The following is a 25,880-nucleotide window of genomic DNA, read 5'->3' as shown; positions in this document are numbered from 1 at the left end:
GCCCCCTTCCCGCCCGCGAGCAATCGGCCCCGTGCCGGGCATCGCTCGCGCACGGGGCCGGACGCGCGTTGTTACGGCGTACAGGGCGCCTGGGCGAAACCGAGCAGCACACACGCGCTGGCATCGGAGATCTTCCAGGTGCCGTCGACCTGCTGCCAGGTCAGCGGCATCGGCGGGGCATCGCCGTTGGGGGAGCTGATCACGACCTGCGCGGTGGCGGACTTGCCGTCCACCTTCACGTCGCTGACCACGAACTTCAGCGTGCCGTAGCCGGCGAGCGCCTGGGTCATGGTCTCGATGTTGGCGGCCCGCTTCTGGCCGTCGACGACGATCGCGACCTTGTCCGCGACCGGCTTGGCCGGGTCGGCCAGGGTGCTCAGGGTGCCCGAGAGCTGCTCGGCCGAGGGGGCGGCCCCGTTGGCCTGACCCGCCGAACCCGTGCTCGCGGCCGCGGCGGAGGTGGTGATCGAGGTGGAGGTGGCGCTGGTGGCGGTGTCGGAGTCGTCCGACCCACATCCGGTGAGCCCGACCGTCGCGGTGATCGCCACGGCGGCGGTGGCGACGCAGACGCGCAGCGTTCTGGCGGAGAGGAGCATTGCTGGCAACCTTTCGGCTCTAGGAACGAGATCTCCCGTTCCTACTGGGTTAGGGGAGGCTAACATGGACCTCCCCGGGCCGATCGCGGCGCAGATGTGATCACGAATAAACCATGTCGGAAAGCGAGAAACGTTCACGCCCGGTAGCGTTGATAGACCGGGACTGGGAGGAGCAGCACATGAGCCCCATCGAGAATTCCGATTCGGCGGCCTGGAGAGAGCTCGAGGCAGTGCGCGCCGAGGCGGCTGCACTCCGGAGGCAACTCGCCGACTCGCCGGATCGCGCACGCGAGTTGGAAGCCCGCATCGATTCGCTGACCATTCGCAACACCAAGCTGATGGACACCCTCAAGGAGGCGCGTCAGCAGTTGGTCGCGCTGCGCGAGGAGGTCGATCGCCTCGGTCAGCCCCCGAGCGGCTACGGCATCCTGATCGGCGTCTACGACGACCAGACCGTCGACGTGTTCACCTCGGGCCGCAAGATGCGCCTGACCTGCTCGCCGAACATCGACACCGCCGAACTCGAGTACGGCCAGACCGTGCGCCTGAACGAGGCACTGACGGTGGTCGAGGCGGGCGTGTTCGACTCGGTCGGCGAGATCGGCACCCTGCGCGAGATCCTCGACGACGGCCGTCGCGCCCTCGTGGTCGGCCACGCCGACGAGGAGCGCGTGGTCTGGCTGTCCGGCCCGCTGGCCAAGGTCGCCGAGAACGACGACCTCGACGATCCGGACTCGCCCATCCGCAAGCTGCGGCCCGGCGATTCCCTGCTGGTCGACACCAAGGCCGGATTCGCCTTCGAGCGCATCCCCAAGGCCGAGGTCGAGGATCTGGTGCTCGAGGAAGTCCCCGACGTGGACTACCACGACATCGGCGGTCTGGCCCGCCAGATCGAGCAGATCCGCGACGCGGTCGAGTTGCCCTTCCTGCACAAGGACCTGTTCCGCGAGTACGCGCTGCGCCCGCCCAAGGGCGTGCTGCTCTACGGTCCGCCCGGCTGCGGCAAGACGCTCATCGCCAAGGCCGTCGCCAACTCGCTGGCCAAGAAGATCGCCGAGGCACGCGGTGAGGACGCCAAGGAGGCCAAGTCCTTCTTCCTCAACATCAAGGGCCCCGAACTGCTGAACAAGTTCGTCGGCGAGACCGAGCGGCACATCCGGATCATCTTCCAGCGGGCCCGCGAGAAGGCTTCCGAGGGCACCCCGGTGATCGTGTTCTTCGACGAGATGGACTCGATCTTCCGCACCCGCGGTTCGGGCGTGTCCTCCGACGTGGAGACCACCGTCGTGCCGCAGTTGCTCTCCGAGATCGACGGCGTCGAGGGCCTGGAGAACGTGATCGTGATCGGCGCCTCCAACCGCGAGGACATGATCGACCCCGCGATCCTGCGACCGGGCCGCTTGGACGTCAAGATCAAGATCGAGCGTCCCGACGCCGAGTCCGCGCAGGACATCTTCTCGAAGTACCTGGTCTCGGGTCTGCCGTTGCACGCCGACGATCTCGCCGAATTCGGCGGGGACCGGGTGGCCTGCATCCGGGCGATGATCGAGCGGGTGGTCGACCGGATGTACGCCGAGAGCGAGGACAACCGCTTCCTGGAGGTCACCTACGCCAACGGTGACAAGGAGGTCCTGTACTTCAAGGACTTCAACTCCGGCGCGATGATCCAGAACATCGTGGACCGCTCCAAGAAGTACGCGATCAAGTCCGTGCTCGACACCGGCAACCCGGGGCTGCGCATCCAGCATCTCTACGATTCGATCGTGGACGAGTTCTCCGAGAACGAGGACCTGCCCAACACCACGAATCCCGATGACTGGGCGCGCATCTCGGGCAAGAAGGGCGAGCGGATCGTCTACATCCGCACCCTGGTCACCGGCAAGAACGCCTCGGCGAGCCGGGCGATCGACACCGAGTCGAACACCGGTCAGTACCTGTAATCGACTCCGCGACAACGGAGCCGCGTCCCCTCGGGGCGCGGCTCCGGTCGTTTCGAAGTGCCGTGATCTCGTTCTCGGGATCGGTTGGGCCGAGGAATCAGTGGCGGTCGATGACGAACGCGGAGGCGTTGTCGCGGCCGCCGCTGCTCAGGGCCAGTTCGACCAGGGCGTCGGCGGTGATCTGCGGTGTCCGCCCGCCGGCGAGCAGCGCTTTGACGGTGGCGATGTCGAGGACCTTGTGCACGCCGTCGGTGCTGAGCAGCAGCCTGCCGTTGCTGGAACCGGTGGCCGCGTGACCGATCTGGTCGGCGCGCACGGTGCGCACGGTGGTGGTGATGATGTGTTCGGTGCGCGGGGCGGCGTGGCGGCCGCGCAACCGCAGATATTCGGCGAGGGTGTGATCGGTCGTGATCTGGTGTAGCGCACGGCCGTTCCAGCGCCAGGCGCGACAGTCGCCCACCCAGGCGATATCGGCGGGGGCGTCGGGGCGGTCGGTGGTGGGCACGACCACGACGACCACCGCGCAGTCGGCCTTGGGCTCCGGGAATTCGTGCAGCAGTTGGCGCTGCGCGGCCATGATCCCGGCGGCGGCGCCCGCGTGGGCGGCTTCGCGCGCCGCGCAGGTGGCGGCGGCGCGAGCGGCCCGCGCGGCCAGCAGGTGATCGCCCACCCCGTCGGCGACGACGAAGGCCGACCGGCCGCCCACGGGATCGGTCCAGGAGGCGAGGGCGTCGGCGTTGATGGCGCGCAGGCCCCGCTTGCTGATGGAATCGCCGGAGATACCGGTGAGCCGGACCAGCTCGCGCCGGGTTGTCGTCATCGCGCTACTCACGGCCCTGACCTCCTGGATCGGACGCTGTCGGTACTGTCTACCGACATACCACCAGTGGAACAGTTCAAGCCGTGGCGGGTGCCAGAGATCTCTGTGGGCTTGCTGAGAACCGGGGGTGACGGAAAGTATCCTATGAATCCGTCCGCTCGAACAGAGCTTACGCCGAACCCGCCGGTAGGCGGGAACACTGTCACTCTCCGGCACCCCGTGATGCCGCTCAGGACTGCGTTTGCGCCCCTGTGGGCGGCGGATGGTCGGCCAGCACGGCCAGTTCCGCGTCGGTCAGCAACCGGGAGCGGATCAGGAACCGGACGCCTTCGGGCGCCTCGAGGGAGAATCCGCTGCCGCGTCCGGACACCACGTCCACCGTCAGGTGGGTGTGCTCCCAGTAGGCGAACTGGTCGGCGCTCATCCAGAACGGCGCGCCGTCCCCGACATGTCCGAGCAGCACGTCCGAGGCGCCCACGCGGAATTCGCCGAGCGGATAGCACATCGGTGAACTCCCGTCACAGCAGCCACCGGACTGGTGGAACATGACCGGGCCGTGCTGCCGGGTCAGCGCGTCGAGCAGGTCGCGCGCCGCCTCCGTCAGCCCGACCCGGTCGATCCCGTCGGGCATCAGAAGAATCCGAGCTTGTTCGGCGAGTAGCTGACCAGCAGGTTCTTGGTCTGCTGGTAGTGGTCGAGCATCATGGCATGGTTCTCGCGTCCGATGCCGGACTTCTTGTAGCCGCCGAAGGCCGCGTGCGCGGGGTAGGCGTGGTAGCAGTTGGTCCACACCCGGCCCGCCTTGATCCCGCGGCCGAGGCGGTAGGCGGTGTTCATATCGCGCGTCCACACGCCCGCGCCGAGTCCGTAGAGGGTGTCGTTGGCGATCTCGAGCGCCTGCTCGGTGGAGTCGAAGGTGGTCACCGACACCACCGGGCCGAAGATCTCCTCCTGGAACACACGCATGTCGTTGCGGCCCTTGAAGATCGTCGGCTCGATGTAGTAGCCGTCGGGGAAGCCCTCGACCTTGCGCGGTTGCCCGCCGGTGAGCACTTCGGCGCCCTCTTTGCGCCCGATGTCGATGTAGGACAGGATCTTCTCGTACTGGTCGTTGCTGGCCTGCGCCCCGATCATGGTCGCCTCGTCGAGCGGGTTGCCGCCGACGATGGCCTCGGTGCGTTCGAGGCAGCGGGCCATGAACTCGTCGTAGATGGACGAATGGATCAGCGCGCGCGAGGGACACGTGCACACCTCGCCCTGATTCAGCGCGAACAGCACGAAACCCTCGACGGCCTTGTCCAGGAATTCGTCGTCGGCGGCCAGGACGTCGGGCAGGAAGATGTTGGGGCTCTTGCCGCCCAACTCCAGCGTCACCGGGATGATGTTCTCGCTGGCGTACTGCATGATCAGCCTGCCGGTGGTGGTCTCACCGGTGAAGGCGACCTTGGCCACCCGCGGGCTCGAGGCCAGCGGCTTGCCCGCCTCGACGCCGAATCCGTTGACCACGTTGAGAACTCCCGGCGGGAGCAGATCCGCGATCAACTCGACCACCAGCAGGATCGAGACCGGCGTCTGTTCGGCCGGCTTGAGCACCACGCAGTTGCCCGCGGCCAGGGCGGGCGCGAGCTTCCAGGTCGCCATGAGAATGGGGAAGTTCCACGGGATGATCTGCGCGACCACGCCCAGCGGTTCGTGGAAGTGATAGGCGACGGTGTCCTCGTCGATCTGGGAGATCCCGCCCTCCTGGGCGCGCAGTGCGCCCGCGAAGTAGCGGAAGTGGTCCACCGCCAGCGGCAGGTCCGCGGCCAGGGTCTCGCGGACCGCTTTGCCGTTCTCCCAGGTCTCGGCGACCGCGAGGGCTTCCAGATTGCTCTCGATCCGGTCCGCGATCTTGTTGAGGATGGTGGCGCGTTCGGTGGTGGAGGTGCGGCCCCAGGCGTCGGCGGCCTTGTGCGCGGCGTCCAGCGCCAACTCGACGTCGGCGGCCGAGGAGCGGGCGACCTCGCAGAAGTTCGCGCCGTCGACGGGGGAGGGGTTGTGGAAATAGCGTCCCTCGACGGGCGCGCGCCACTGCCCGTCGATGAAATTGTCGTAGCGGGCGGCGTATTCGACGATGCTGCCCTCGGCTCCCGGCTGTGCGTAGATCATGGCGGACGACTCCTGGGGTTGATCCGGACCTGTCACCGTCACGGCACATGGCCGTGACCCACGTCACTATCCTCGCCGAGGGTTGAGGAAACGTTGGACAACCGCCGTCAGCCGCGCGCGGCGTGGTGCAGGCGCGCGGTCGCCACGGCGCGACGCGCGTCGTGGGCGGGCAGCAGGCGCAGCGCGTGTTCGTGCACCGCGAGGTCCTCGGGCGCGTATTCGCCGTAGCGCAGGGCGAATTCGGGATCGGTCGCCGACAGAACCGCCGTGCGCACACCCACCTCGAGGAAGTCGCGCCACTCCACGATGCCCGGCGTGTCCGACCCCGGCAGCAGGGGACCGCGATACAGCGCCACCGCCGTCGCGGTGTCGCCCGCGGCCAACGCCGCCGCCAGATCCACCGCGTCGCAGGACAGCGGACTCACCAACTGGTAGACGCGACTGGTGATCTCCCCGCCGGTGGCCCGCCGCAGGTAGGACATCTCCGATTTCAGCGTGCTCGACCCCACCGCGCGCTCACCGTAGACCGCGCACCGCAGTCGTTCGTGGGTGAAGCCGTCGGGTTCCAGCGCGAGCAACGTGAGGATCTCCAGGTGTCGGGGGCGCAACCGGATCGGCCGACCGTCGCGGACCAGTCGCCCCGCGCCCAGACAGGTCAACCGGACGCCCGGTACGGCGGGCGCGCGCTGCCGCAACGCCGTCTCCACCGACGCGGCCAGCGTGCGCACCGTCGCCAAGGCCAGCGGATGCGCGCGATCCCAGGTCGTGGACAGGTCCAGCACACCCAGCGCGCGCCCGTCGGCCGCCCGGATCGGCGCGCCGTAGCAGACCCACCCGTGCAGCGCGGCCACCAGATGTTCGGCCGAGAACACGGTGTGCGCCCGATCGGTGCGCAGCGCCAGCGACAGCGCGTTGGTGCCCATGTGCGCCTCGTCCCAGCGTCCGCCGGGCGCGAAATTGACCCGCTCGGCCCGGCGGCGCATCACCCGACCGCCGTGCGACCAGAGGATCGTGCCCGTCTCGTCGGTCACCGCCGCCACGAAATCGGCGTCCTCGGCGATGCTGCGCAATTCGTCGTCGAGCGCTTCGACCGGGGCACGCAGCGGCGAGTCGGCCCACCGCGCTCCCGCGTCGGCGCTGGTGGGCGCACTGTCCTGGGTCGGATCGACGGTGCGCAGCGACCGCAGCCACGAGCGGGTCAGTTCCTCGTCCGGGGGCGCAGGCGACTCCTCGGTCACACTCCCGGTCGCGGGTGCAGGCGAGTCGGCCCCGGCGCGCTCGATCACGCGTCCCGGCACCCAGCGGGCCCAGGCGTCTTCGAGCGCGGCGCGTCGGCGGGACAGGCTGGAACGAGGTGCCATGACACCTCCATCATGCCCGCCCACCTCGCTCCGAGCGGGCGAATTCCGCGATGACCTCGGGCGTCGGCCCGCGGCGGTCATTTCGATTCGGGGAGTTTGTCGGCGTCCGGCGGGCACCAGGGCGCGGGCAGATCCGGTCGGCCCTCGAACAGGCCGCAGTAGGCCTGGATTCGACCCTCCACCTCGCCACCGACCACACGCAGCACCGTCACCGGCTTGCGCTGGGGCACCTTCTGCCGTGACCGCGGATCGAAGAAGAACGTCCCCGTCACACCTTGGACGGTGCCGACGGCGCCCAGTTGCGCGGTGACCGCGGCGATGCCGACCTCACCCGGCGAGCGGCGGTGCACCTGCTCGACCGCGGTGATGTAGAGCCTGGCCGCGTCGTAGGACAGCGCCGCGTGGCCGTCGAGGGAGCGATCCTTCTTCGCCAGATCCTGTTCGAAGGGGAACATCGCGCTCAGGCGTCCGTAGAACTCGTGACTGGTGGCGTCGTCGGTGACGGGCGCGGGCGCGAAGGACATGTAGTAGTAGGGCACGCCGGGGACGGCTTGGCGAGTGGCGGGATCGGCGACGTGTTTGGTCACGTCGTCGCCGCCGATGATGGTCACGTCCTTCGCGCAGGGGGCCGCGCCGCGCAGGAAATCGCCGTAGTCGGGGATGCCGCGGCCCGCGAAGAACACGATCCCGGACGAGGAGCACACCGAGGCCCCCGCTTCGACGGCATCGCCCGTGACCGTGTCGCCGGGCTGGTACATCTCGGTGTCGCTGCCGCGCTCGGCGGGACTGTACAGGTAGGTCTCCACCTCGAAACCGAGCCGCTCGAACCAGAATTCGGCGTCGTCGCGCAGGTTGGTGCTGTACAGGTCCGAGGCGTCGTCGGAGTAGTAGACGCGGGCCTTGCCGGGCAGCGCGCCCGGCAGTTGCGCGGCGAACGCGGCCGCCGTGGCGGCCTCGTTGCGATTCTGCGGGGCGACCTGCACGAAATTGACGATCCGGTCGCCCAATTCGTCCAGCGACAGGGTGGTCGCCACGGTGGGGATCTTCTCCTTGTCGAGGGTCCTGATGGTGTCCAGGGTGGCCTGGTTGCTCATGTTGAACCCGACCACGCCGACGACGGACCGGTCCCGCTCGGCCGCCTCGCGCACCATCTGGGCGACGTGGACGCCGTGCCGGGTGCCGCGCCCGGTGTTGCCGACGAGGATGCGCACGAGAGGCGCGTCGGGGTCGGTGGAGTCCAGTTGCCCGCGCTGCGCGACCGCGAATCCTTGCAGGCTCTCGCGTTCGGCGGTCAGTCCGGCCACCGTGCCGCCCTCGGCCGCGGTGAGCGCTTCCAGACTGATCAGGGTGACGTACGGTCGATGCGGTTGCTCCCGATGCTTCTGCTCCGCGAGCCGGTTCTGGTCGCGCAACGTGCTCAACACCTGCCGGATGCGGGCGCGCACGAGCGGATCGCCGCCGCTGGGCTGGAACAGGTCGACCTCGCCGTCGGTGAAACCGACGCATTCGCCGTCGATCTGCTCGAGGGTGGGGATCTCGGTGCCGCAGTGCGCCCACCGTTGCATCTGCTCGACGGTGAAGTAGACCGCGCCCGCCACCACGACCGAGGCGACCGCCAGCATCGCGGCGAGGATCGTCCGCTGGCGGCGGCGTCGCGGCTCGGATTCGTTGTCCGGGGGCAGATGACCGGTGCCGGGGTTGGGAAAGATCCTGCGGTGGGCGAGGTCGTCGCCGTTCTGTTCCGGGGTGTGGATCTGCGGTTGGGGCGCGTCGCCGATCGGCTTGAGGTGGGTGCGGACGAGATCGTAGATGTCGCGCAGACTCAGCGGCCGGTCTTTGTGCACGTCCCCGTGGCGCAGCGCCCTGAGCAGGGCCCGGCCGAACAGCGTGAACGAGTCCTTGCTGGCCAACTTGGCCGGATCGCGCGAACTGGACGCGCACAGCAGTGCGACGCCGCCCGAGTCCGGGCGCTCCTGGGCCGAGGCGTTCTCGGCGGCCTCGCCGACGGGCTGGTGCAGGCGGTCCAACTCGATTTCCTGGTCGGCCACCTTCTGCACTTTCGCCGAGGCCACCTGCTCGACGTCGCTCTGGAAGCCCTTGACCGCTTCGGCCGCGAAACACGAGTCGAGGATGACGACGCGGGCGCTGCGCGGCGCGGTCTTCTTCAGGGTGCCCGCCAGTGTCGAGACCCGCAGACTCGATTCCACCAGGCTCGGCTCGTGGGTGTCGCGCACCAGCAGGCAGTAGAACCGCTCGGTCTCGAAGAACGCGCCGTGCCCGATGTAGGCGACCAGCACCAGCATCTTCTCGCCGTGCTTGCTGTGCACGCGGCCCATCCGGCCGCGTAGGAATGTCTGCACGGCGTCGATCTGCTGCACCGAGGACAGCGTGCTGTCGAACAGGTCCAGCAGATTCTCCGGGGGCAGTCGCATCCCCGTCGAATCGGTCAAGTATTCGCGCAGGCCGTTCGCGGTGTTGCGGAACGCCGTCGCCGCGTTGAACCCCGGCATGCGCGGCCAACTGCTCGCACCGAGAATGATCGCAGCGGTGCGGTCGGGTTCATACATCGTCTGGTGCGCCGAGGAATTCACGCAGGATCCGTTCGTGCCGGTCGTTCAACGGTCCCTTGATCTCCACGGTCGCGCCGGTGTCGGCCCGCTTCAACTTCAGGGTCGCGTCGTAACGCCGTGCCGCCCATCGGGACAGTTCGCGGATCAGCAGCGCCGCGGTGGGCGAGGTGACCAGCAGGGTGAGCGCGGTGCCCAGATCCTGGGCAAGTTCGTCCTCGCGGATTCTCGCGGGCGAAGTCTCGGGAACGGCCGAAGCGAGGCTGTCGGACAGATCAGCGCACAATTCGTCGGCGGTGGCCGTATCGATCTCCGGAAACGACACTCGCACTTCGAGATCGCCCATGACGCCCTCCCTCGATTCTCGATGGGGAACAGGCTACACGTGATCACCGACGGCGGTGCCGTCGATTCCGGGGGCATCGCGCGTGAAGTGGACCCGTGATCCCCTGCGGCACAAGGGATCACGGGAGGACATCAGCCGCGGGTTGCGCTCACCCGGGTCAGGACGACGTCGTCGAGCGGCGATCCGTCGCCGGAACCGTCGCGCACGCCCGCCGCCGCGATGCGGTCGATCACGTCCATGCCCGCGGTGACGCGACCGAACGGGGTGTAGTTCGGCGGCAGCGGCGCGTCGCGGTAGACCAGGAAGAACTGGCTGCCGTTGGTGTTCGGGCCGGAGTTGGCCATCGCCAGGGTGCCCGCCGGATACGTCGCGCCGACCAGGTTCTCGTCCGGGAAGCGGTAGCCGGGTCCGCCGGTGCCGGTCGCGGTCGGGTCGCCGCACTGCAGGACGTGGATGCCCTCGGTGGTCAACCGGTGACAGCGGGTCTGGTCGAAGTACTGCTCGCTCGCGAGGAAGGCGAAGGAGTTGACCGTGCGCGGGGCGCGCGCCGCGTCCAGGGCGATCAGGATGGTGCCGCAGTTGGTCTCCAGCGCGGCGGTGTAGTCGGTGGTGGTGTCGATGGTCAGCGGCGGTTCGGCCTGCCACTGCTTGCCGTTGGGCACACCCTGGCCCGGCACGCAGCCCGCCGGGCTCTGCCGCAACTGCCAGGTCTGCGCGGAGACCCCGCCCGCCGCGTAGAGCGTCAGCGCGGCGCCCGCCACGAGGACGCCGAGGCCGGGCAGCAGTCGTCGGATCATCCCGCGGCGGCGCGCAGCGCCCTCGTTCCGGCCGTCCGCCCGCATCCGCGCTCCACTGTTCACCGCTGGAATCTCCTTCGTTGATCCACGCACCGATCGATGCCCGTCCGCATCCTGCCACCTACCCCTTCGCGCGCGTCCCGAAACCGTCCGGGTCCGCGCGGGCGGTGACGGCCCAGGTCAGCCGGCCGTACCGGGCGGTCGGTGTGGAAGCGGTTGCTTGCGCGACCCACTCGGAGAGCCACCTGACCCGAGAGCGTGCTCGCCACCTTCCGCGGCGCATCCCCGATCCGGGAAACCGGAGACTTTCGGTCCGGGGCTACCGGGATCGGGGTGGTGCAGGGTGCACGATGTCTGGTATGGGAACCGTTCGCGTCGCGCTGGTCCAGACGGGGTGGACCGGGGATACGGAATCGATGGTGGTCGCGCACGAGGAGTACGCGCGGCAGGCGGCGGCGCGCGGGGCGGGGGTGATCTGTTTCCAGGAACTGTTCAACGCGCCGTATTTCTGTCAGCTCCAGGACGCGGAATTCTACGGGTACGCCGAATCGGTGCCGGGGCCGACGACCCGGCGATTGGCGGCCCTGGCCGCGGAGTTGGGGCTGGTCATGGTGCTGCCGGTCTACGAGATGGAACAACCGGGCGTGCTCTACAACACGGCTGCGGTGATCGACGCCGACGGCAGCTATCTGGGCAAGTACCGCAAGCACCATATTCCGCACGTGCACGGTTTCTGGGAGAAGTTCTATTTCCGGCCCGGGAATCTCGGGTGGCCCGTATTCGACACGGCGGTGGGGCGGATCGGGGTCTACATCTGTTACGACCGGCATTTCCCGGAGGGGTGGCGGGCGCTGGGTCTCGCGGGGGCGCAGATCGTGTTCAATCCCTCCGCCACCTCGCGCGGGCTCTCGGCGCACCTGTGGAAATTGGAACAGCCCGCGGCGGCGGTGGCCAACGAGTATTTCGTGGCCGCGATCAACCGGGTCGGCGTCGAACGCGACTACGGTGACGACGATTTCTACGGCACCAGCTACATCGTCGACCCGGACGGGCGTTTCGTCGGCGACCCGGCCTCGGACCGGGAGCCCGAACTGCTGATCCGCGACATCGATCTCGGGCAGGTCCGCGAGGTGCGCGACCGCTGGGCCTTCTACCGTGACCGACGTCCCGACGCCTACGGCCCGCTGGTGACGCCGTGAGCACCACCTTCGTGCACGGCGGGACCGTGGTGTCGGCGACCGGCGCGCAACCGCTGGACGTGCTGGTCGACGGCGCGACGATCGCGGCGGTGCTGCGTCCCGGTTCGACCGCGCTGGGGGCCGATCTCGCCGCCACCGCCGATCGGGTCATCGATGCCGCAGGCAAGTACGTGATCCCGGGCGGCGTCGACGGCCACACCCACATGCAGATGCCCTTCGGCGGCACCGAGGCCAGCGACACCTTCGAGACCGGCACCAGGGCCGCCGCGTGGGGCGGCACCACCACGATCATCGATTTCGCCGTCCAGACCCCCGGGCAGCGCGTGCAGGACACCCTCGCGGACTGGCACGCCAAGGCCGAGGGCGCCTGCGCGATCGACTACGGCTTCCACCAGATCGTCGGCGAGGTGAACGACGAATCGCTGAAGGCGATGGCGGAACTGGTGGGCGAGGGCGTCACCAGTTTCAAACTGTTCATGGCCTATCCGGGCGTGTTCTATTCCACCGACGGCCAGATCCTGCGCGCGATGCAGTCCGCCGCCGAGCTGGGCGCGTTGCTGATGACCCACGCCGAGAACGGCATCGCGATCGACGTCCTGGTGGAGCAGGCGTTGGCGCGCGGACAGACCGCGCCGCTGTATCACGGTCTGACCCGCCCGTGGCAGCTCGAGGAGGAAGCCACCCACCGCGCGATCATGCTGGCCCAGGTCACCGGTGCGCCCCTGTACGTGGTGCACGTCTCGGCGGCCCAAGCCCTCGAACAGATCGTGCGGGCGCGCGAAGCCGGGCAGAACGTGTTCGGCGAGACCTGTCCGCAGTACCTGTACCTCTCGCTCGAGGAGCAGTTGGGCGCACCGGGTTTCGAGGGCGCGAAGTGGGTGTGCTCGACGCCGCTGCGGTCGCGGGCCGAGGGGCATCAGGACGCGCTGTGGCGGTATCTGCGGACCGGTGCGGTCACCACGGTCAGCACCGATCACTGCCCGTTCTGCCTGAAGGACCAGAAGGAAATGGGCCGCGGCGATTTCAGCCGGATTCCCAACGGGATCGGCGGCGTCGAGCACCGGATGGACCTGATGTTCCAAGGCGTCGTTGACGGTCGGATCTCGCCGGAGCGCTGGGTGGAGGTGTGCTGCACGGCGCCCGCGCGGATGTTCGGTCTCTACCCGCGCAAGGGCGTGCTCAGCCCCGGTTCCGACGCCGACATCGTCGTCTACGACCCGAACGGTCGCACCCGCATCGGCCGCGACACCCACCACATGAACATGGACTATTCGGCCTACGAGGGGTTCGAGGTCGACGGACACGTCGACACCGTGCTCTCGCGCGGCCGGGTGATCGTCGAGGACGGACGCTATCTCGGCGCGCCGGGCCACGGCCGCTTCCTGCGTCGCGGCCTGTCACAGAACCTCCTCTGATCCGAACGGAGTGTGTCGCATGGACATCGGCGTGGTGTTGCAGTGCACACCGCCCGCCTGGCGGGTGGTCGAGTTGGCCAGACAGGCCGAGACACACGGCTTCTCGCACGTGTGGACCTTCGACTCGCACCTGCTGTGGCAGGAACCGTACGTGATCCACAGCCAGATCCTCTCGGCCACCCACACCGTCACGGTGGGGCCGATGGTGACCAATCCGGCGACCAGGGACTGGACGGTCACGGCCTCGACGTTCGCGACCCTCAACGAGATGTTCGGCAACCGCACGATCTGCGGGATGGGACGCGGCGACTCGGCGGTCCGTGCGCTGGGCCGCCACCCGACGACCTTGGCCACGATGCGCGAATCCATCGGGGTGATCAGGGAACTCGGCAATGGGCGGACCGCGCGGATCGGCGACACCGACGTCCGCTTCCCGTGGGCGGGCGCATCCCGGCTCGAAGTATGGGTGGCAGGCTACGGTCCGCGCGCGCTGGACCTGATCGGCGAGGTCGCCGACGGTTTCATCCTGCAACTGGCCGATCCCGACATCACCGCCTGGACGGTGGCCAAGGTGCGCGAGGCCGCCGAACGCGCGGGCCGCGACCCTGCTTCGGTGACGATCTGCGTGGCCGCGCCCGCCTACGTCACCGACGGGTCGCCCGCCGCGCTGGCCCACGCCCGCGAGCAGTGCCGCTGGTTCGGCGGGATGGTGGGCAACCACGTCGCCGACATAGTCGACCGCTACGGCACCGGCGGCGCGATCCCCGCCGCGCTCACCGACTACATCGCGGGCAGGCGCGGCTACGACTACAACGAGCACGGGCGCGCGGGCAACACCCACGCCGAGTTCGTGCCGGACGCCGTCATCGATCGGTTCTGCGTCCTGGGCGGCGCCGAGGAACACCTCACCCGCCTGCGCGAACTCGAAGAACTCGGCGTCGACCAGTTCGCGGTCTACCTCCAGCACGACGCCAAGGCCGCGACGCTCGAGGCGTACGGGGAATCGGTGCTGCCCCGCCTGAGCGGGCCCGTCACCGCGACCGCCGCGCACGCCGAACACACGGTGGGCGCGGGCCGGTGAGTGCCGAGGACCACGTCTTCTATCCGTGGAGCGCCCAGGGCGGGCCCGCGCCGGTGACGGTCACCGAGGCCGCCGGTTCGTGGTTCACCGACGAGTACGGGCGGCGCTACCTCGACTTCTCCTCCCAACTGGTCAACCTCAACCTCGGCCACCAGCACCCGGACCTGGTGGCGGCGATCCGCGCGCAGGCGGGGGAGTTGGCGACCATCTCGCCGACCGTCGGCAACCGCGTCCGCGCGGAATTGGCCCGGCTCATCGTGGAACGCGCTCCAGGACAGTTGAATCGGGTGCTGTTCACCACCGGCGGCGCGGAGGCCGTCGAGCACGCCGTGCGGTTGGCCCGAAGCTACACCGGACGCACCAAAATGCTCTCGGCCTACCACTCCTATCACGGCGGCACCGGCGTCGCGATCGGCCTGACCGGTGAACCCCGCCGCTGGGGCGCGGAACCCACCGGGGTCGACGTCACCCGCATCCTCGGCCCCCATCTCTACCGATCTCCCTGGGGCAGTGACACTCCCGAGCAGGAGTCGGCGGCCGCGCTGCGGCACCTGCGCCAAGTCGTGGAGTTGGAAGGACCCGACCACATCGCGGGTCTGATCCTGGAGACGGTGGTCGGCACCAACGGCGTGCTGGTTCCGCCGCCCGGCTATCTCGCGGGCGTGCGGGCGCTGTGCGACGACTACGGCATCGTCTACGTCGCCGACGAGGTCATGGTGGGGTTCGGCCGGGTCGGCCGATGGTTCGCGGTGCAGGAGTACGACGTCGAACCCGATCTGATCACCTTCGCCAAGGGCGTCAACTCCGGCTACGTGCCGCTGGGCGGTGTGCTCATCGCCGAGCGCATCGCCCGCCGCTACGACGACCGCGTGTATCCGGGCGGGCTCACCTACGCCGGTCACCCGCTGGCCTGCGCGGCGGGCGTCGCCTCGATCGAGATCTTCGAGCGCGACGGCATTCTCGCGCGGGTGCGCGACCTCGGGACCGACGTGCTCGGGCCGGGCCTGCGGGATCTGGCCGCCCGGCATCCCAGTGTCGGGGAGGTGCGCGGACTCGGGTGCTTCTGGGCGCTGGACCTGGTCCGCGACCCCGCGCGCCGCACACCGCTGATCCCCTTCGCCGCCGCCGGACCCGACGCCGCGCCGATGGCCGCCGTGACCGCCGCCGCCAGGGAACGCGGACTGTGGCCGTTCGTGGCGGGCAACCGACTCCAGATCGCCCCGCCGCTGACCATCTCCGCCGACGAACTCCGCACGGGCCTCGCGATCCTGGACGAGGTGTTGGCCGTGGCCGACGACTACGTCACCGAACACTGACCACGGCCCAGACCCCGACCCGCCAGGAGCCGGAGTGACCCACCGCGAAGACCGCCCGACCGGGAGATCCGAACCGGCCGAATACCTTTCGCCGTTCGACGCCGGTCGGCCCGTGGACGCCGCGCGCGCCGACGTCGCCGCCGACCGTGCCGACGATGCCGCGACAGGCCGGTCGGAGGACACGGCGGTGCTCACCCGCCCCCCGTTCGCGGTTCTCGGCGTCGGCGCGGTGGCGGCGGGCGCGACGGCGGCGCTGCTGTTCTCGGTGACCCGCTACGGCTACTTCGGCGACGAACTGTACTTCCTCGCCGCCGGTCGCCGCCCGGCCTTCGGCTACGCCGACCAAGGGCCGGTGCTGCCGCTGCTGGCCCGTTTCATGGACACCGTCGCCCCCGGTTCCTACGCGATCCTGCGCTGGCCCGCGGTCCTGCTGACCGTGTTGGCGGTGGTGCTCACCGCCGCCATCGCCCGTGAGTTCGGCGGCGGCGCACTCGCCCAGACCCTGGCCGCCCTGGCCTACGCGACCTCGCCGTTCCTGTTGTTGCAGGGCAAGATGCTGACCACCAACGCCGTCGACACCGCGCTGTGGGTGCTGATCACCTGGCTGGTGGTGCGCTGGGTCCGCACCCGCCGCGACCGACTGCTGGTGCTCGCGGCGTTGGTGACCGCCCTCGACATGCAGGTCAAATGGCTGATCCCGTTCTTCTGGATCTGCGCGGTGGGCTGCGCGCTGCTGGTCGGGCCTCGCGAACTGGCCCGCAGGCCGTTGCTGTGGCTGGGCGGCGCGATCGTGGTGGCGGTGACGATCCCGGAACTGATGTGGCAGGCGCGCAACGGGTGGCCGCAACTGCACATGGGCGAGGTGATCAGCGGTGAACAGGGCATTCTCGGCGGCCGGTTGATGTTCGTGCCGTTCGCCGTGCTGCTGGCCGGTTACCTCGGCGCGATCGTGCTGCTCTACGGGGTGTGGACGCTGCTGCGTGACCGGAACCTGCGGCCTTACCGATTCCTCGGTCTGGCGTTCGTGCTGCTGACGGTGCTGCTGTTGGCGGTCGGGGGCCGGATCTACTACATCGCGGGCATGTACGGGGTGGTGCTGGCGGCGGGCGCGGTCGGACTCGTCGGTCTCGCGCGACATCTGCGCGGCAGTGGCAGACACGCCGTGCTCGTGCTCGGCAGTGTGTTCGCGGCGGTCGCGGTCGGCATGGTGCTCTACGACACCCCGTGGCGCTCGGCCGATCGATTGCGTCCACCACGCGACGACGTCGAAGCCGCGATCAACATCGGCGTCTACGGCGAATTCGGCTGGCCCGAACTGACCGCCGAGGTCGAGCGGGTCTACGCGGAACTCCCCGCCGCGCGGCGGGATTCGGCGATCGTGCTCACCGACACCTATTGGCAGGCCGCCGCGCTCGACCAACTCGGCCGCGACCGACTGCCCCCCATCTACAGCGCCAGTCGCGGCTACGGCTATTTCGGCGCGCCGCCGGATGCGGCGAGCACGGTGATCGCCGTCGGGATGAACGAGGGATTCCTGCGCTGGAATTTCGACGAGGTGCGCCCGGAGGGCAAGGTCGACACCAGGATCGGCTACCCCGGCAACACCCAGGACGTCACCGTCTGGGTGTGCGCGGGGGCGCGGCATCCCTGGTCGGAGATCTGGCCGACCCTCATGCACCTGTAGCCCGGCGTGTGACAGGCTGGGGGCATGACCGCTGGACAGAACGAGATCTGGCACAACCCGCGCTGTTCCAAGAGTCGCGCCGCCACCGCGCGCCTGGACGCGACCGGCCTCGACTACACCGTCCGCCGCTACCTCGACGATCCGCCGAGCGAAGCGGAACTGCGCGCGGTCCTGGACCGACTCGGCGCGCAACCGTGGGACATCACCCGCACCGGCGAACGCGTCGCGGTCGACCTCGGCATGAAGGACTGGGGACGCGAACCCGCCGACCGCGACCGGTGGATCGAGGCGCTGGCCGCCAACCCGGTGCTGATCCAGCGGCCGATCGTGTTGCGCGCCGACGGGTCGGCGATCGTGGCCCGCACCGACGAGGCGCTGGCTTCGCTCGGCTGATCCGCGTCGGCCGCGAGCGGGGGATCGGCGGCCCGCCGTCCCCGTCCGACACCCGGTAGGGTCGCCCGCATGAAGGTACAGTTGCGCCACAATCCCGCGTCGACCATCGCGCGGTGCTTTTTGGCCGGTGGCGAGCCGATGCGGGTCGAAAGCGGTGCCATGGTGGCGCATTCGGCCGGCGTGAGTTTGCAGGCCAAGGCCGAGGGCGGCATCCTCGCCGGGCTCAAGCGCTCGGTGCTGGCGGGGGAATCGTTCTTCGTCTCCACGTTCACCGCGCCCCAGCAGGGCGGCTGGGTCGACGTCGCGCCCGCGCTGCCCGGCGACATGCTGAACCTTCAGATCACCCAGGACCGCCCCTACTTCATCAGCCGCGGCGGGTGGATCGCCAATTCCCACGGCGTGCAGGTGGAGAGCAAATGGGGCGGTTTCTCGAATCTGTTCGGCGGCGAGGGCGGCTTCGGTCTGCGCGCCCACGGCGACGGGGAGATCGTCGTCGGCGTCTTCGGGGCGATCGACGTGATCGACCTGCAACCGGGCGAACCGATCACCATCGACACCGGTCACGTGGTCGCCTACGACCTGGCGATGAACTTCACCATCCGGCGCGCGGTGTCCGGTCGCTCGATCCAGTCGCTGAAATCCGGCGAGGGATTCGTCTTCGATTTCGTCGGCCCCGGCCGGGTGCTGTTGCAGACCCGCAACCCCGGGGCATTCGCGGCCTGGTCCGCCTCGGTCGCCTCCTCCGGATAAGAATCTTCGAAGCGAATCCATTGCGTAGTTCGGGCTGACATGTCACGGTGTTCACCGCCCGTCAATCCCCCCGACACCGTCGTGGTCGATGCTGTGGGCCCCTGTTCGTCATAGATTTAGGAATGAATTCCATGGAGCTTCTCGCCGTTCTCGCCACCATCTTCCAGACCGTCCTCCTGGCCGGCGCGGGCAGCGTGGCGTAATCGTTCGACGAAATCGTGCGGCCCGCCGGATATCCGGCGGGCCGCACGGGTTTCTGCCCGGTCCTCGCTCAGGCGAGGAGATCCTCCACCAGCACCCTGGTGTCCGGGACGAAGGGCCAGGCCGGGTCGGCCAGATGGGCCAGCAGTTCGGCGTCGGTCCACCACCAGCCGTCGGCGATCTCCTCGGGCTGATGCCGGATCGGGCCGTCGTGACGCAACTCATAGGCGAACAGGTGGCAGCGCATCGGGCGACCCGCCCACTCGCCGTCCCACGACGCCCCCGCCATCGGCAGCGGAGCCACGCCCTCGGGCAGCACGATCCCCAACTCCTCCGCCAGTTCGCGCACCGCCGTCTGCTCCGGCGACTCGTCGGGACCCACCACCCCGCCCGCCAGACAATCGTGCATCCCCGCGAACACCATTTTCGTGTCCGTGCGCCGATGCACATAGACGCGCCGCGCGTCGGTCGAACGCACCAGCACGCCCGAACTGGCGTGCCACAAGCCCTCGCGATAGACCGTCTCCCGGTCCGCCGCCCCCGTCACCCGGCCCAGTTCGTCGTAGACCGCGATCCGCTCGGTCCGCGGATCGGCGTTCGGGGCTCCCGTCGACATCGTCCGAGAGTAGCGTGAACCCATCGCCCACCCGGAGAGAGGACCGTCGCGATGGTCATGCCGCGCGCACTGGCGAGATTCAACCGACACGTCACCAACCCCGTCGCCGGACTGGTGGCGGGCCGCGTCCCCCCGTTCGCCGTGGTGGTGCACCGCGGCCGCCGCTCCGGCCGCACCTACCGCACCCCGGTCTGGGTCTTCCCCCACGACGGCTCCTACCGCTTCGCCCTCACCTACGGCCGCGACGTGGACTGGGTCCGCAACGTCCTCGCCGCGGGCTCCTTCCAGATCGAAACCCGCGGTCGCACCATAGAACTCACCGACCCCACGGTGATCGAGGACCCCGCCGCCTCCTGGGCCCCACCGGTCGTCCGCCAAGTCCTGCTCGGCATCTCGGCCCACCACAGCCTCCTGGCCCACGCACGCCCCTGGCCGATCCCCTCCGGAAGTCGCAAGTAGCTGTGTCGGCCGTCATGTCGATCTCGGCCATGACGTAGTCTCTCGGGTCACTGCCGCCGTTCGCGAGGAGTTGCCCGATGGCCGACCGTCATCTGATCGACGTCCATGTCCTGCTCGTCGACGGTGACCGTCTCCTACTCACCCAGCGGTCCGGGAACGACGCGTTCTCGGGCCGATGGCATGTCCCTTCGGGCAAACTCGACGCCTCGGAGTCGATCACCACCGCGGCCGCGCGTGAAGCGCTCGAGGAGGTCGGTGTGGTGATCGATCCGGCTGACCTGCGGGTGGTTCATGTCGCTCACGTCGCGGGATCAGGTCCGGAACCGCGGCTGGGAGTCTTCTTGCACGCTGCCCGGTGGGCCGGTGGGCCGGTGAGCCGATGAACAGGGAACCGGACAAATGCGCCGCGGTCTGCTGGGCGGCGCTGGATCGGGTGGACGAATGGGATGTGATCGAGTACCCGGCAGTGGGTATCCGGGCGTTCCTCGACGGCGCGGCGGCCTCGTTCAGCGAGCACGGCTGGGTGCCGGTCGCCGTCTAGCTACGCAGCCGTTCGTATTGGGCGCGGCTGAGCCGGGCGAGTTGGTCGCGGACGTGGCTGATCGGTGCGCGCGAGAGTTGGATTCCGACGGAGAAGTTGAATTCGTCGCGCCCATACATGCTCTCGTCGACGCCTCCGTCGGTGAGATCGACCGCGGTGTAATCGAGCAGTTGTTCGGGGGTGTAGCGGCCGCTGCCCATCAACCGGGTCCAGTCCGGGGTGCCCGGGTAGGGCCGGAACTCGAATACCGAGGCCCGGAACCGGCCCGGCCGGTGCTCGCTTGCGTCCCAGAGTCGGTGGATCAGGGTGACGGTGTCACTGATCTGCTGGATGGTCTCGTCGGGAAAACCGAGGATGAAATAGCCTTTGACGCCGATGCCTCGGTCGAGCAGGCGCTCGACCACACGCAGTGCCATTCCAGGGGTGATGCGTTTGTCGATGTGGCGCAACATGGCTTCGTTGCCGGATTCGATCCCTAGCGCGACTTCACGCAGCCCGTTGTCGGCGAGCGTATCCAGAGTCGCGTCGGAGGCGCGGTGCAGGACGTTGACGCGCCCGGTGGCGTCCCAACGCGCCCAATCGCCGACATGCTCGGCGGTGAACCCCTCCATCATGGTCTCGATGACGCGGCGGGCCCCGAGGAACAGGTCATCGACGAACCGGAAGGCGGTCACCCCGAGAATTTCACGGAGGTCGTGCATTTCGGCGAGGATGTTGTCCGGGCGTCGGACGCGGATCGTGATGTCGGGGTTTGCGCTGACGGCGGCCCCGCAGAACGAGCAGTTGTAGGGGCACCCGCGGGCGCCGACCATGTTCGCTTCCCAGCGACCGTCGTCGAAGTGCGGGTCCTGGCAGAGGTATTGCCGGTCGACGAAAGGCAGCTCATCGACCGGAGGCGCCAAGTGGTGACTCATGCCGGGGATTCCACCGGTCACCGGTGTCTTCAGAATCGGGTCCAGCCACATCACCCCGGGAAGCTGGGAGCGGGTGCGATGGTCGGCGAGTAGCTCGACCACTCGTGTTTCCGCTTCGCCGATCACGAGTGCGTCGCATCGGCGCATCCGCGGGTCGGTGAGAATCCGGGTGGGCATGGCTTTGGCTTGGTGACCGCCGAGCATGACGCGGATGTCGTCGGCCAGACCGTCGACGATCCGCGCCGAGATCTCGTAGGTGGGTGCCAGCAGATTCATCCCGACCCAGCGTGGCCGGCGGAGGCGGTCTCGGGCAATGACAGACGTGTGCAGTCGATCACCCGGACCGGCCACCCCTGCTCAGCCAGTTCCTCGGCGACGGTAGCGAACAAAGCCAGTTCACGGACGGCGAAATCGGCGACCCGTTCGAACCGGTTGTGCGCGCCTCGCGTGAGCACCTGCTCGGTGAGGATGTCGGCATCGGCGCGCAAGAACACCGCGAGGTGCGGAACCCGAACACCCTCATTGAGTGCCCACACGGTCCGCGGTGCGACTCCGTCGAGAACCTGCAACACCAATGACGAGGGCAGATAGCGATCACAGACCACCACCTCTCCGGCTGTGAGGGCTGGTTCGATCTCAGTGGCCTGGCTCCCGATCGGTCTCTACGCCTATCGCGACGTCGGTCATGTCGTTCCCCCTGCCCGCACCTCCCCGGCGTCTCGGCCGGCGACGGTCGCAGTCGTTTCTTCCCTTGGGTATATCTTCTTCCTGTTCTGGTCGGAAGGGATGAAAATCCAACGCTGGAAATACTTCTCGATGTCCACGTACCGAAGTGAGTCGGCGCTCGGGGCGGAGCAGGCGGGATACGATTCCCGACAACGGACAGGTCGACCTCGATACACCCTAGCTTTTCACGGGACCCATAGCGACCACGCGGCGGCTCGCTGCCCGGTCGGGCAGTGCTCGCGGCTATTCGCCTCGGCCCTCGCGGTATTTCTCGGCTCGGTAGTCGCCGAGGCGGATGTGTTCGTAGGAGCCCATGGAGCCTGGGACGGTGTGGACGGGCATTTCGGTGTAGGTGAAGTGGCCGATATCGAAGTAGTCGCGGCTGTCGGGGTAGAAGGTCTTTTCCATGGACGGTCCCTGGCCGGGGGCGCAGGTCACCGTGATCGCGCCGGGAATGGTGTAGCGCTGGAAGGGTGGGGTGACGTCGCCGTACATCGAGTTGCCCCACGCGTAGTCGCCGAAGCGCACGTCGACGCGGCGGCAGATCCGGATGTCTCCGGGGCGGCCGTCGATCATGTAGCCGCGGAATTCGCCCGCGGCGTCGATGATGCCCTGGAATTCGCTGTAGCCGCCGTCGGGTTCGAAGGTGTGAATCCATTCCCAACCGCCCCAGGCGTGATCCGGGTCGAATTGGGTGCGTTGCAGGTCGGGGAAGTTCATCCGCCAGTATTGGGCGCGCCAGCCGTTCAGGTCGTAGACCTTCTCGCCGATCCGGGCGGTTCCGGTGGCGCGACTGTTGGCGACCACGGCGATATTGGTGGCCTGGAGGTCTCCGCCGGGGCCGAAGTAGGGGCCGTAGGAGCCGGGCACGACTTCGTCGACGGAGAATTCCGCGGTGGCGGCGGAACTCCGGGCGCGGACCCGCCAACTGTTCGCGTCGGGGATGTGGTCGATGGCGTAGTCGGCGCCCCGCACGCCGGGTTGTCCGTCGATCCGCACCCGCTCGCGGGCGGCCCCGGCCGGCAGCCCGCCCGCCAGGTCGAGGATGCCGTTGCGGAACGGGAATTTCGCGGTGGCGGCGTTGGTCTCGTCGATCAGTATCCAGTTGATGTCGGCGCTGTCGCCGATCCGGCGCGGCTGCTGCCAGTCGAACTCGAATTGCAGCAGGATCAAGGCCCGCTGCGGGGCGCGCGGGTCCTTGAGCAGCCACCAGGACGCGACCATGTCGCCGTCGTGGGCCTCGAGGTTCGAGTCCCGCGGCGTGGCGACGCGGATCGGGTGTCCGCTCGGCTGCTGGTCGCCGCTGTCGTAGCTGCGCGGTTCGTATTTCTGCCATTCGGGGATCGGTGCGTCCGCGGTGGCGACGGGGGTGGTGAACGCGGTCAGGGGCAGGATCGCCGCGGCGAGGACGGCGCAGGCGAGGCGGGGACGGACCATGGTTGTCACTTCCGTGCGGGAGAACGGATTACGGCATGCGGGCTGGTGCGATGGTGTCGAACATGTTCGGTCGGCCCGCGCGGAACAGCGCGTCGTCCTGTTCGCGTTCGCGCGCGAATTCCGGACCGATCCCGGTGAAGGGGAGCGCGGCGACGGGGGCGTCGATGCCGGCCCGCTCGAGCAGCGCGTTGGTGGCCACGCAGGCCGAATACGCCGCCGATTCCATGCAGTCGAGTCCGAACGGCGTCGCGGTGTGACCGCCGACGAGGAACAGATTCGGGACGGCGCGGGCCTGACGCGGGAAATAGCGGGTGGTTCCGGGCGCGGAGGCGGTGCGCAGATCGGGCACGGTCCAGCCCGTGCCCGCATCCCAGTTCAGGGTGGGGTGCGGGCGCCAGCCGAGAAAATTGTCCCCGGCGAAAAGCTTGTCGCCGCCGGGGAATCCCTCGATGATCTGCCTGCGGATCTCGGCGAAAGCCTCGTCGTGACCGAGTGCGCGGATCGGTTTGCGGTAGGTGGGGCCGGGGGAGTCGTAGTAGGGGTGGTTGTTGAACTCCACCGACAGCATTCCGCGTGCTCGACCGTCGCCGTGGTCGCGCAGGTCCAGGTCCCAGATCTCCGACATGCCCACCAGGGTGAGCAGCCAGCCGTCGCCGACGTCCCGGTTGGTCACCTGGCCGCCGAGGGTGTCGACGTGATCGCGGAAGAAGAGCTCGAAACCGGATTCCGCCGACAGGTGCAGGCGTCCGATGTCGGCGAGTTCGGGATCGGCGGCCACCAGCGCGGGGCTGATCAGCGGGGCGAGGCGGTCCGGCGGCATCGCGAGCACGAACCAGTCCGCTTCCACGCGGTGTTGCGCGCCGTTCTCGTCCTGCACGGTGGCGCCGGTGATCCGTCCGTTGTCGACGGCCAGTTCGGTGACGGTGCGCCGGGTGTGGAAGGTGGCTCCGAGGCTTTCCAGGTGGCGCGCCCACGGGTCGAACCAGACCTCGGTCTCGGGACCGTCCATGAGCAGTCCGCTCGGGCCGGAGTTGTCGGGGCCCAGGCGACCCGCGGCCATGCTCATGTTCTGGTCGACCACCGAGGTCAGCATCGTCAGCGCGTTCAGGCCGGTGGTCGGGGAGTCGTTGGAGGTGGTCTGACACAGGTCGCGGATCAGGGTGTGCGCGGTCGGCGAGAGCAGGTCGGCGCGGAAGAAGCCGTTCTCGAGATCGAGGAACTCCAACTGTCCGGCGCGGCGCAGCGGACCGCTGGTGACCCAGGCCGCGACCTTGCTCGCGAGCAAGGGGGCGTCGGTGGGCCAGGTGGCCGAACGCGGCGCCAGCAGGCCGCGCACCGAGTCGAGCACCTGGTCGAGGGAGAAATCGGCGAGCCGATCGGGCGAGGTGGGCACGCCCAGACCGAGCAGGGTGCCGTTGACGCCGAAACCCAGTCCGGTCATGCCGTGCGAGGAGACCGTGAGGCGGTCGATCATGCTGCCTCCGTCACCGGTCGGTATGCGCCGCAACAGATTCGGCAGGGCGGCGTAGCCCGGCAGGAAGAAGTGACCGCCGCAGGTGTAGGGCAGCGACGGCCGCCCGTCCGTGCCGCCTCCCGGGGTGACGTAGGAACGGACGCCGCCGCCGAGGCGGGACAGTCGTTCGTAGACCTCGACCTGGAATCCGCGTTCGGCCATCTCGTGTGCCATGCTCATGCCGCCGGGGCCCGCGCCGAAGATCGCGACCCTGCGCCCGGTCGGCGTCGCGGCGGCGGGCCGGGGGAGCAGGGTCGACGCGGCGGTGGCCACTGTCAGAGCGCCCGCGCCTCGCAGGATCCGGCGTCGTGAGACGTGGTGGTCGTTCCGGCGAGCCGGTGGCATACGCATCCCTCAAATGTCGAGCGGTCGGTTTTCATAGACGATCGTGACGTCCGATCGCCGAGTCAAGATCGACCGCGTGAAAGTCTCTCGCCCGTAAAGGGAATCGAGAAGATTTCATCGGGAAGAAACTTTGTTCATCGCGATTTCGCATGCGGCGTATTCGCCCGCGAGTTGCGAGGAGAGCCCGGTCACAGCCGAACTCGCGCTCGTATCACCCGGTTGCGCCGAGGCCGGGGACCGTGGAATCGAGCCGTCTCAGAGGACCTGAACGGCTGTGTCGACGGCCCGCCACACCAGGGTGATCTGGGCTTCGGTGACGCCGTTGAGGATTCTGCTCCGCAGGGCGAGGCCGTTGGCGAAATTGAGAGCGTTGACGTTGGTGAAGCCGAGCCCCACGAGCCCGTTGCCCGCGAGTCGCTCGAGCGGCGGACGGACGGCCTCGCCGAATACCGCCTCGGTCGGGGCGACGATGACGTGCCGGTCTCGCGCGATGGTGTCGAGGACGGTGAAATAGTCGCGCCGATTCGCGGGCGCGGAGCCGATCGCGGCCACCGCGTGCGGCATATCATGCTGAAATGGGCGTTGTATCCGGCCATCGTGACGCGTCCGATCGAGACGTCGCAGTCGCGGGCCGGCTCGAAATGGCGTGCCCAGCGGGGTTCGACGGGGCCGGAGGCGAATTCGCCGTGCAGGTTGACCAGGAACTGGCGCATCA

Annotated in this window: 25 protein-coding genes; 11 read left to right on the top strand and 14 right to left on the bottom strand. The window is 68.8% G+C overall.

Annotation, left to right across the window (positions count from 1 at the left end):
• Positions 1-71 precede the first annotated feature (71 nt).
• Positions 72-596 carry a nuclear transport factor 2 family protein gene (locus ON30_RS15950; protein ID WP_040707990.1) on the bottom strand — a complete coding sequence of 175 codons (525 nt, stop codon included), beginning with the start codon at positions 594-596 and terminating at the stop codon, positions 72-74.
• 179 nt (positions 597-775) lie between these two features.
• On the opposite strand from ON30_RS15950, the gene arc reads away from it, so the two are divergent.
• Complete coding sequence (arc, locus tag ON30_RS15945) at positions 776-2,536, top strand: proteasome ATPase (protein ID WP_040707988.1); 1,761 nt, start codon at positions 776-778, stop codon at positions 2,534-2,536.
• 97 nt (positions 2,537-2,633) lie between these two features.
• Here the strand turns inward: arc and ON30_RS15940 are convergent, their stop codons facing one another.
• The 7 genes from ON30_RS15940 to ON30_RS15910 form a co-directional block, all read right to left on the bottom strand.
• Entirely contained in the window at positions 2,634-3,368 is a 735-nt protein-coding gene (locus tag ON30_RS15940; RefSeq protein ID WP_083911437.1) for a PP2C family protein-serine/threonine phosphatase, read from the bottom strand.
• Between the two features lie 217 nt (positions 3,369-3,585).
• Complete coding sequence (locus tag ON30_RS15935; RefSeq protein WP_040707986.1) at positions 3,586-3,987, bottom strand: DUF779 domain-containing protein; 402 nt, start codon at positions 3,985-3,987, stop codon at positions 3,586-3,588.
• Positions 3,987-5,504, bottom strand: a complete 1,518-nt coding sequence (gene adh / locus ON30_RS15930; RefSeq protein ID WP_040707984.1) for an aldehyde dehydrogenase — start codon at positions 5,502-5,504, stop codon at positions 3,987-3,989. The genes ON30_RS15935 and adh overlap by 1 nt, the downstream gene beginning before the upstream one ends.
• Before the next feature lie 107 nt (positions 5,505-5,611).
• A complete protein-coding gene (locus ON30_RS15925; RefSeq protein WP_083911436.1) occupies positions 5,612-6,865 on the bottom strand; it encodes a helix-turn-helix domain-containing protein in 1,254 nt (417 codons plus the stop codon).
• Positions 6,866-6,942: 77 nt separating this feature from the next.
• On the bottom strand, positions 6,943-9,432 hold the full coding sequence (locus tag ON30_RS36160; protein WP_085999342.1) for a caspase family protein: 2,490 nt from the start codon (positions 9,430-9,432) through the stop codon (positions 6,943-6,945).
• Positions 9,425-9,778, bottom strand: a complete 354-nt coding sequence (locus tag ON30_RS15915) for a hypothetical protein (protein WP_040707982.1) — start codon at positions 9,776-9,778, stop codon at positions 9,425-9,427. Before ON30_RS15915 ends, ON30_RS36160 begins: the two co-directional genes overlap by 8 nt.
• Positions 9,779-9,909: 131 nt before the next feature.
• The gene (locus ON30_RS15910; protein WP_245554076.1) at positions 9,910-10,638 is read right to left on the bottom strand and encodes a peptidylprolyl isomerase; all 729 of its coding nucleotides are present in this window, start codon (positions 10,636-10,638) and stop codon (positions 9,910-9,912) included.
• 296 nt (positions 10,639-10,934) lie between these two features.
• Here ON30_RS15910 and ON30_RS15905 point away from each other — a divergent pair, with 296 nt between their 5' ends.
• The 7 genes from ON30_RS15905 (at position 10,935) to ON30_RS15875 (ending at position 18,413) form a co-directional block, all read left to right on the top strand.
• Positions 10,935-11,774: a nitrilase-related carbon-nitrogen hydrolase gene (locus tag ON30_RS15905; RefSeq protein WP_040707981.1), complete on the top strand. Its 840-nt coding sequence runs from the start codon at positions 10,935-10,937 to the stop codon at positions 11,772-11,774.
• Positions 11,771-13,189, top strand: a complete 1,419-nt coding sequence (hydA, locus tag ON30_RS15900) for a dihydropyrimidinase (RefSeq protein WP_040707980.1) — start codon at positions 11,771-11,773, stop codon at positions 13,187-13,189. The genes ON30_RS15905 and hydA overlap by 4 nt, the downstream gene beginning before the upstream one ends.
• A gap of 19 nt (positions 13,190-13,208) precedes the next feature.
• A complete protein-coding gene (locus ON30_RS15895) occupies positions 13,209-14,270 on the top strand; it encodes a TIGR03842 family LLM class F420-dependent oxidoreductase (RefSeq protein ID WP_040707978.1) in 1,062 nt (353 codons plus the stop codon).
• Positions 14,267-15,586, top strand: coding sequence for an aminotransferase class III-fold pyridoxal phosphate-dependent enzyme (locus ON30_RS15890; protein WP_040707976.1), 1,320 nt, complete (start codon positions 14,267-14,269; stop codon positions 15,584-15,586). Before ON30_RS15895 ends, ON30_RS15890 begins: the two co-directional genes overlap by 4 nt.
• 187 nt (positions 15,587-15,773) lie before the next feature.
• Positions 15,774-17,270, top strand: a complete 1,497-nt coding sequence (locus tag ON30_RS15885; protein WP_040708010.1) for a glycosyltransferase family 39 protein — start codon at positions 15,774-15,776, stop codon at positions 17,268-17,270.
• 24 nt (positions 17,271-17,294) lie between these two features.
• On the top strand, positions 17,295-17,663 hold the full coding sequence (locus ON30_RS15880; protein ID WP_040707974.1) for an arsenate reductase family protein: 369 nt from the start codon (positions 17,295-17,297) through the stop codon (positions 17,661-17,663).
• A gap of 69 nt (positions 17,664-17,732) precedes the next feature.
• The gene (locus ON30_RS15875; protein ID WP_040707972.1) at positions 17,733-18,413 is read left to right on the top strand and encodes a TIGR00266 family protein; all 681 of its coding nucleotides are present in this window, start codon (positions 17,733-17,735) and stop codon (positions 18,411-18,413) included.
• A gap of 271 nt (positions 18,414-18,684) precedes the next feature.
• On the opposite strand, the gene ON30_RS15870 is transcribed toward ON30_RS15875, so the two are convergent.
• On the bottom strand, positions 18,685-19,230 hold the full coding sequence (locus ON30_RS15870; protein WP_040707969.1) for an NUDIX hydrolase: 546 nt from the start codon (positions 19,228-19,230) through the stop codon (positions 18,685-18,687).
• A 51-nt stretch (positions 19,231-19,281) separates the two neighbouring features.
• Between ON30_RS15870 and ON30_RS15865 the strand changes: the two genes are divergently transcribed.
• From ON30_RS15865 to ON30_RS41100, 3 genes are all read left to right on the top strand, one after another.
• The gene (locus tag ON30_RS15865) at positions 19,282-19,689 is read left to right on the top strand and encodes a nitroreductase family deazaflavin-dependent oxidoreductase (protein ID WP_051029412.1); all 408 of its coding nucleotides are present in this window, start codon (positions 19,282-19,284) and stop codon (positions 19,687-19,689) included.
• Between the two features lie 77 nt (positions 19,690-19,766).
• The gene (locus tag ON30_RS15860) at positions 19,767-20,072 is read left to right on the top strand and encodes an NUDIX domain-containing protein (protein ID WP_245554074.1); all 306 of its coding nucleotides are present in this window, start codon (positions 19,767-19,769) and stop codon (positions 20,070-20,072) included.
• Positions 20,069-20,230, top strand: coding sequence for an NUDIX hydrolase (locus ON30_RS41100; protein ID WP_245554073.1), 162 nt, complete (start codon positions 20,069-20,071; stop codon positions 20,228-20,230). Before ON30_RS15860 ends, ON30_RS41100 begins: the two co-directional genes overlap by 4 nt.
• Here the strand turns inward: ON30_RS41100 and ON30_RS15855 are convergent.
• From ON30_RS15855 to ON30_RS36155, 5 genes are all read right to left on the bottom strand, one after another.
• Positions 20,227-21,420, bottom strand: a complete 1,194-nt coding sequence (locus ON30_RS15855; protein ID WP_085999341.1) for a B12-binding domain-containing radical SAM protein — start codon at positions 21,418-21,420, stop codon at positions 20,227-20,229. The two genes, ON30_RS41100 and ON30_RS15855, sit on opposite strands and share 4 nt — an antisense overlap.
• Positions 21,417-21,779 (bottom strand): nucleoside/nucleotide kinase family protein, encoded by a 363-nt coding sequence (locus ON30_RS38480; RefSeq protein ID WP_281004732.1) that lies wholly within the window; start codon positions 21,777-21,779, stop codon positions 21,417-21,419. The genes ON30_RS15855 and ON30_RS38480 overlap by 4 nt, the downstream gene beginning before the upstream one ends.
• A 334-nt stretch (positions 21,780-22,113) precedes the next feature.
• A complete protein-coding gene (locus ON30_RS15845; protein ID WP_245554072.1) occupies positions 22,114-23,307 on the bottom strand; it encodes a hypothetical protein in 1,194 nt (397 codons plus the stop codon).
• A 28-nt stretch (positions 23,308-23,335) separates the two neighbouring features.
• Positions 23,336-25,171, bottom strand: a complete 1,836-nt coding sequence (locus ON30_RS15840) for an FAD-dependent oxidoreductase (RefSeq protein ID WP_245554071.1) — start codon at positions 25,169-25,171, stop codon at positions 23,336-23,338.
• 249 nt (positions 25,172-25,420) lie between these two features.
• A complete protein-coding gene (locus ON30_RS36155) occupies positions 25,421-25,729 on the bottom strand; it encodes a hypothetical protein (RefSeq protein ID WP_051029411.1) in 309 nt (102 codons plus the stop codon).
• Positions 25,730-25,880: the final 151 nt, after the last annotated feature.

Origin of the sequence: Nocardia takedensis NBRC 100417 (assembly GCF_000308695.1) — a bacterium.
GTDB lineage: Bacteria > Actinomycetota > Actinomycetes > Mycobacteriales > Mycobacteriaceae > Nocardia > Nocardia takedensis.
The sequence above is the reverse complement of the archived record's forward strand: the minus strand, read 5'-3'. Positions and strand labels throughout refer to the sequence as shown.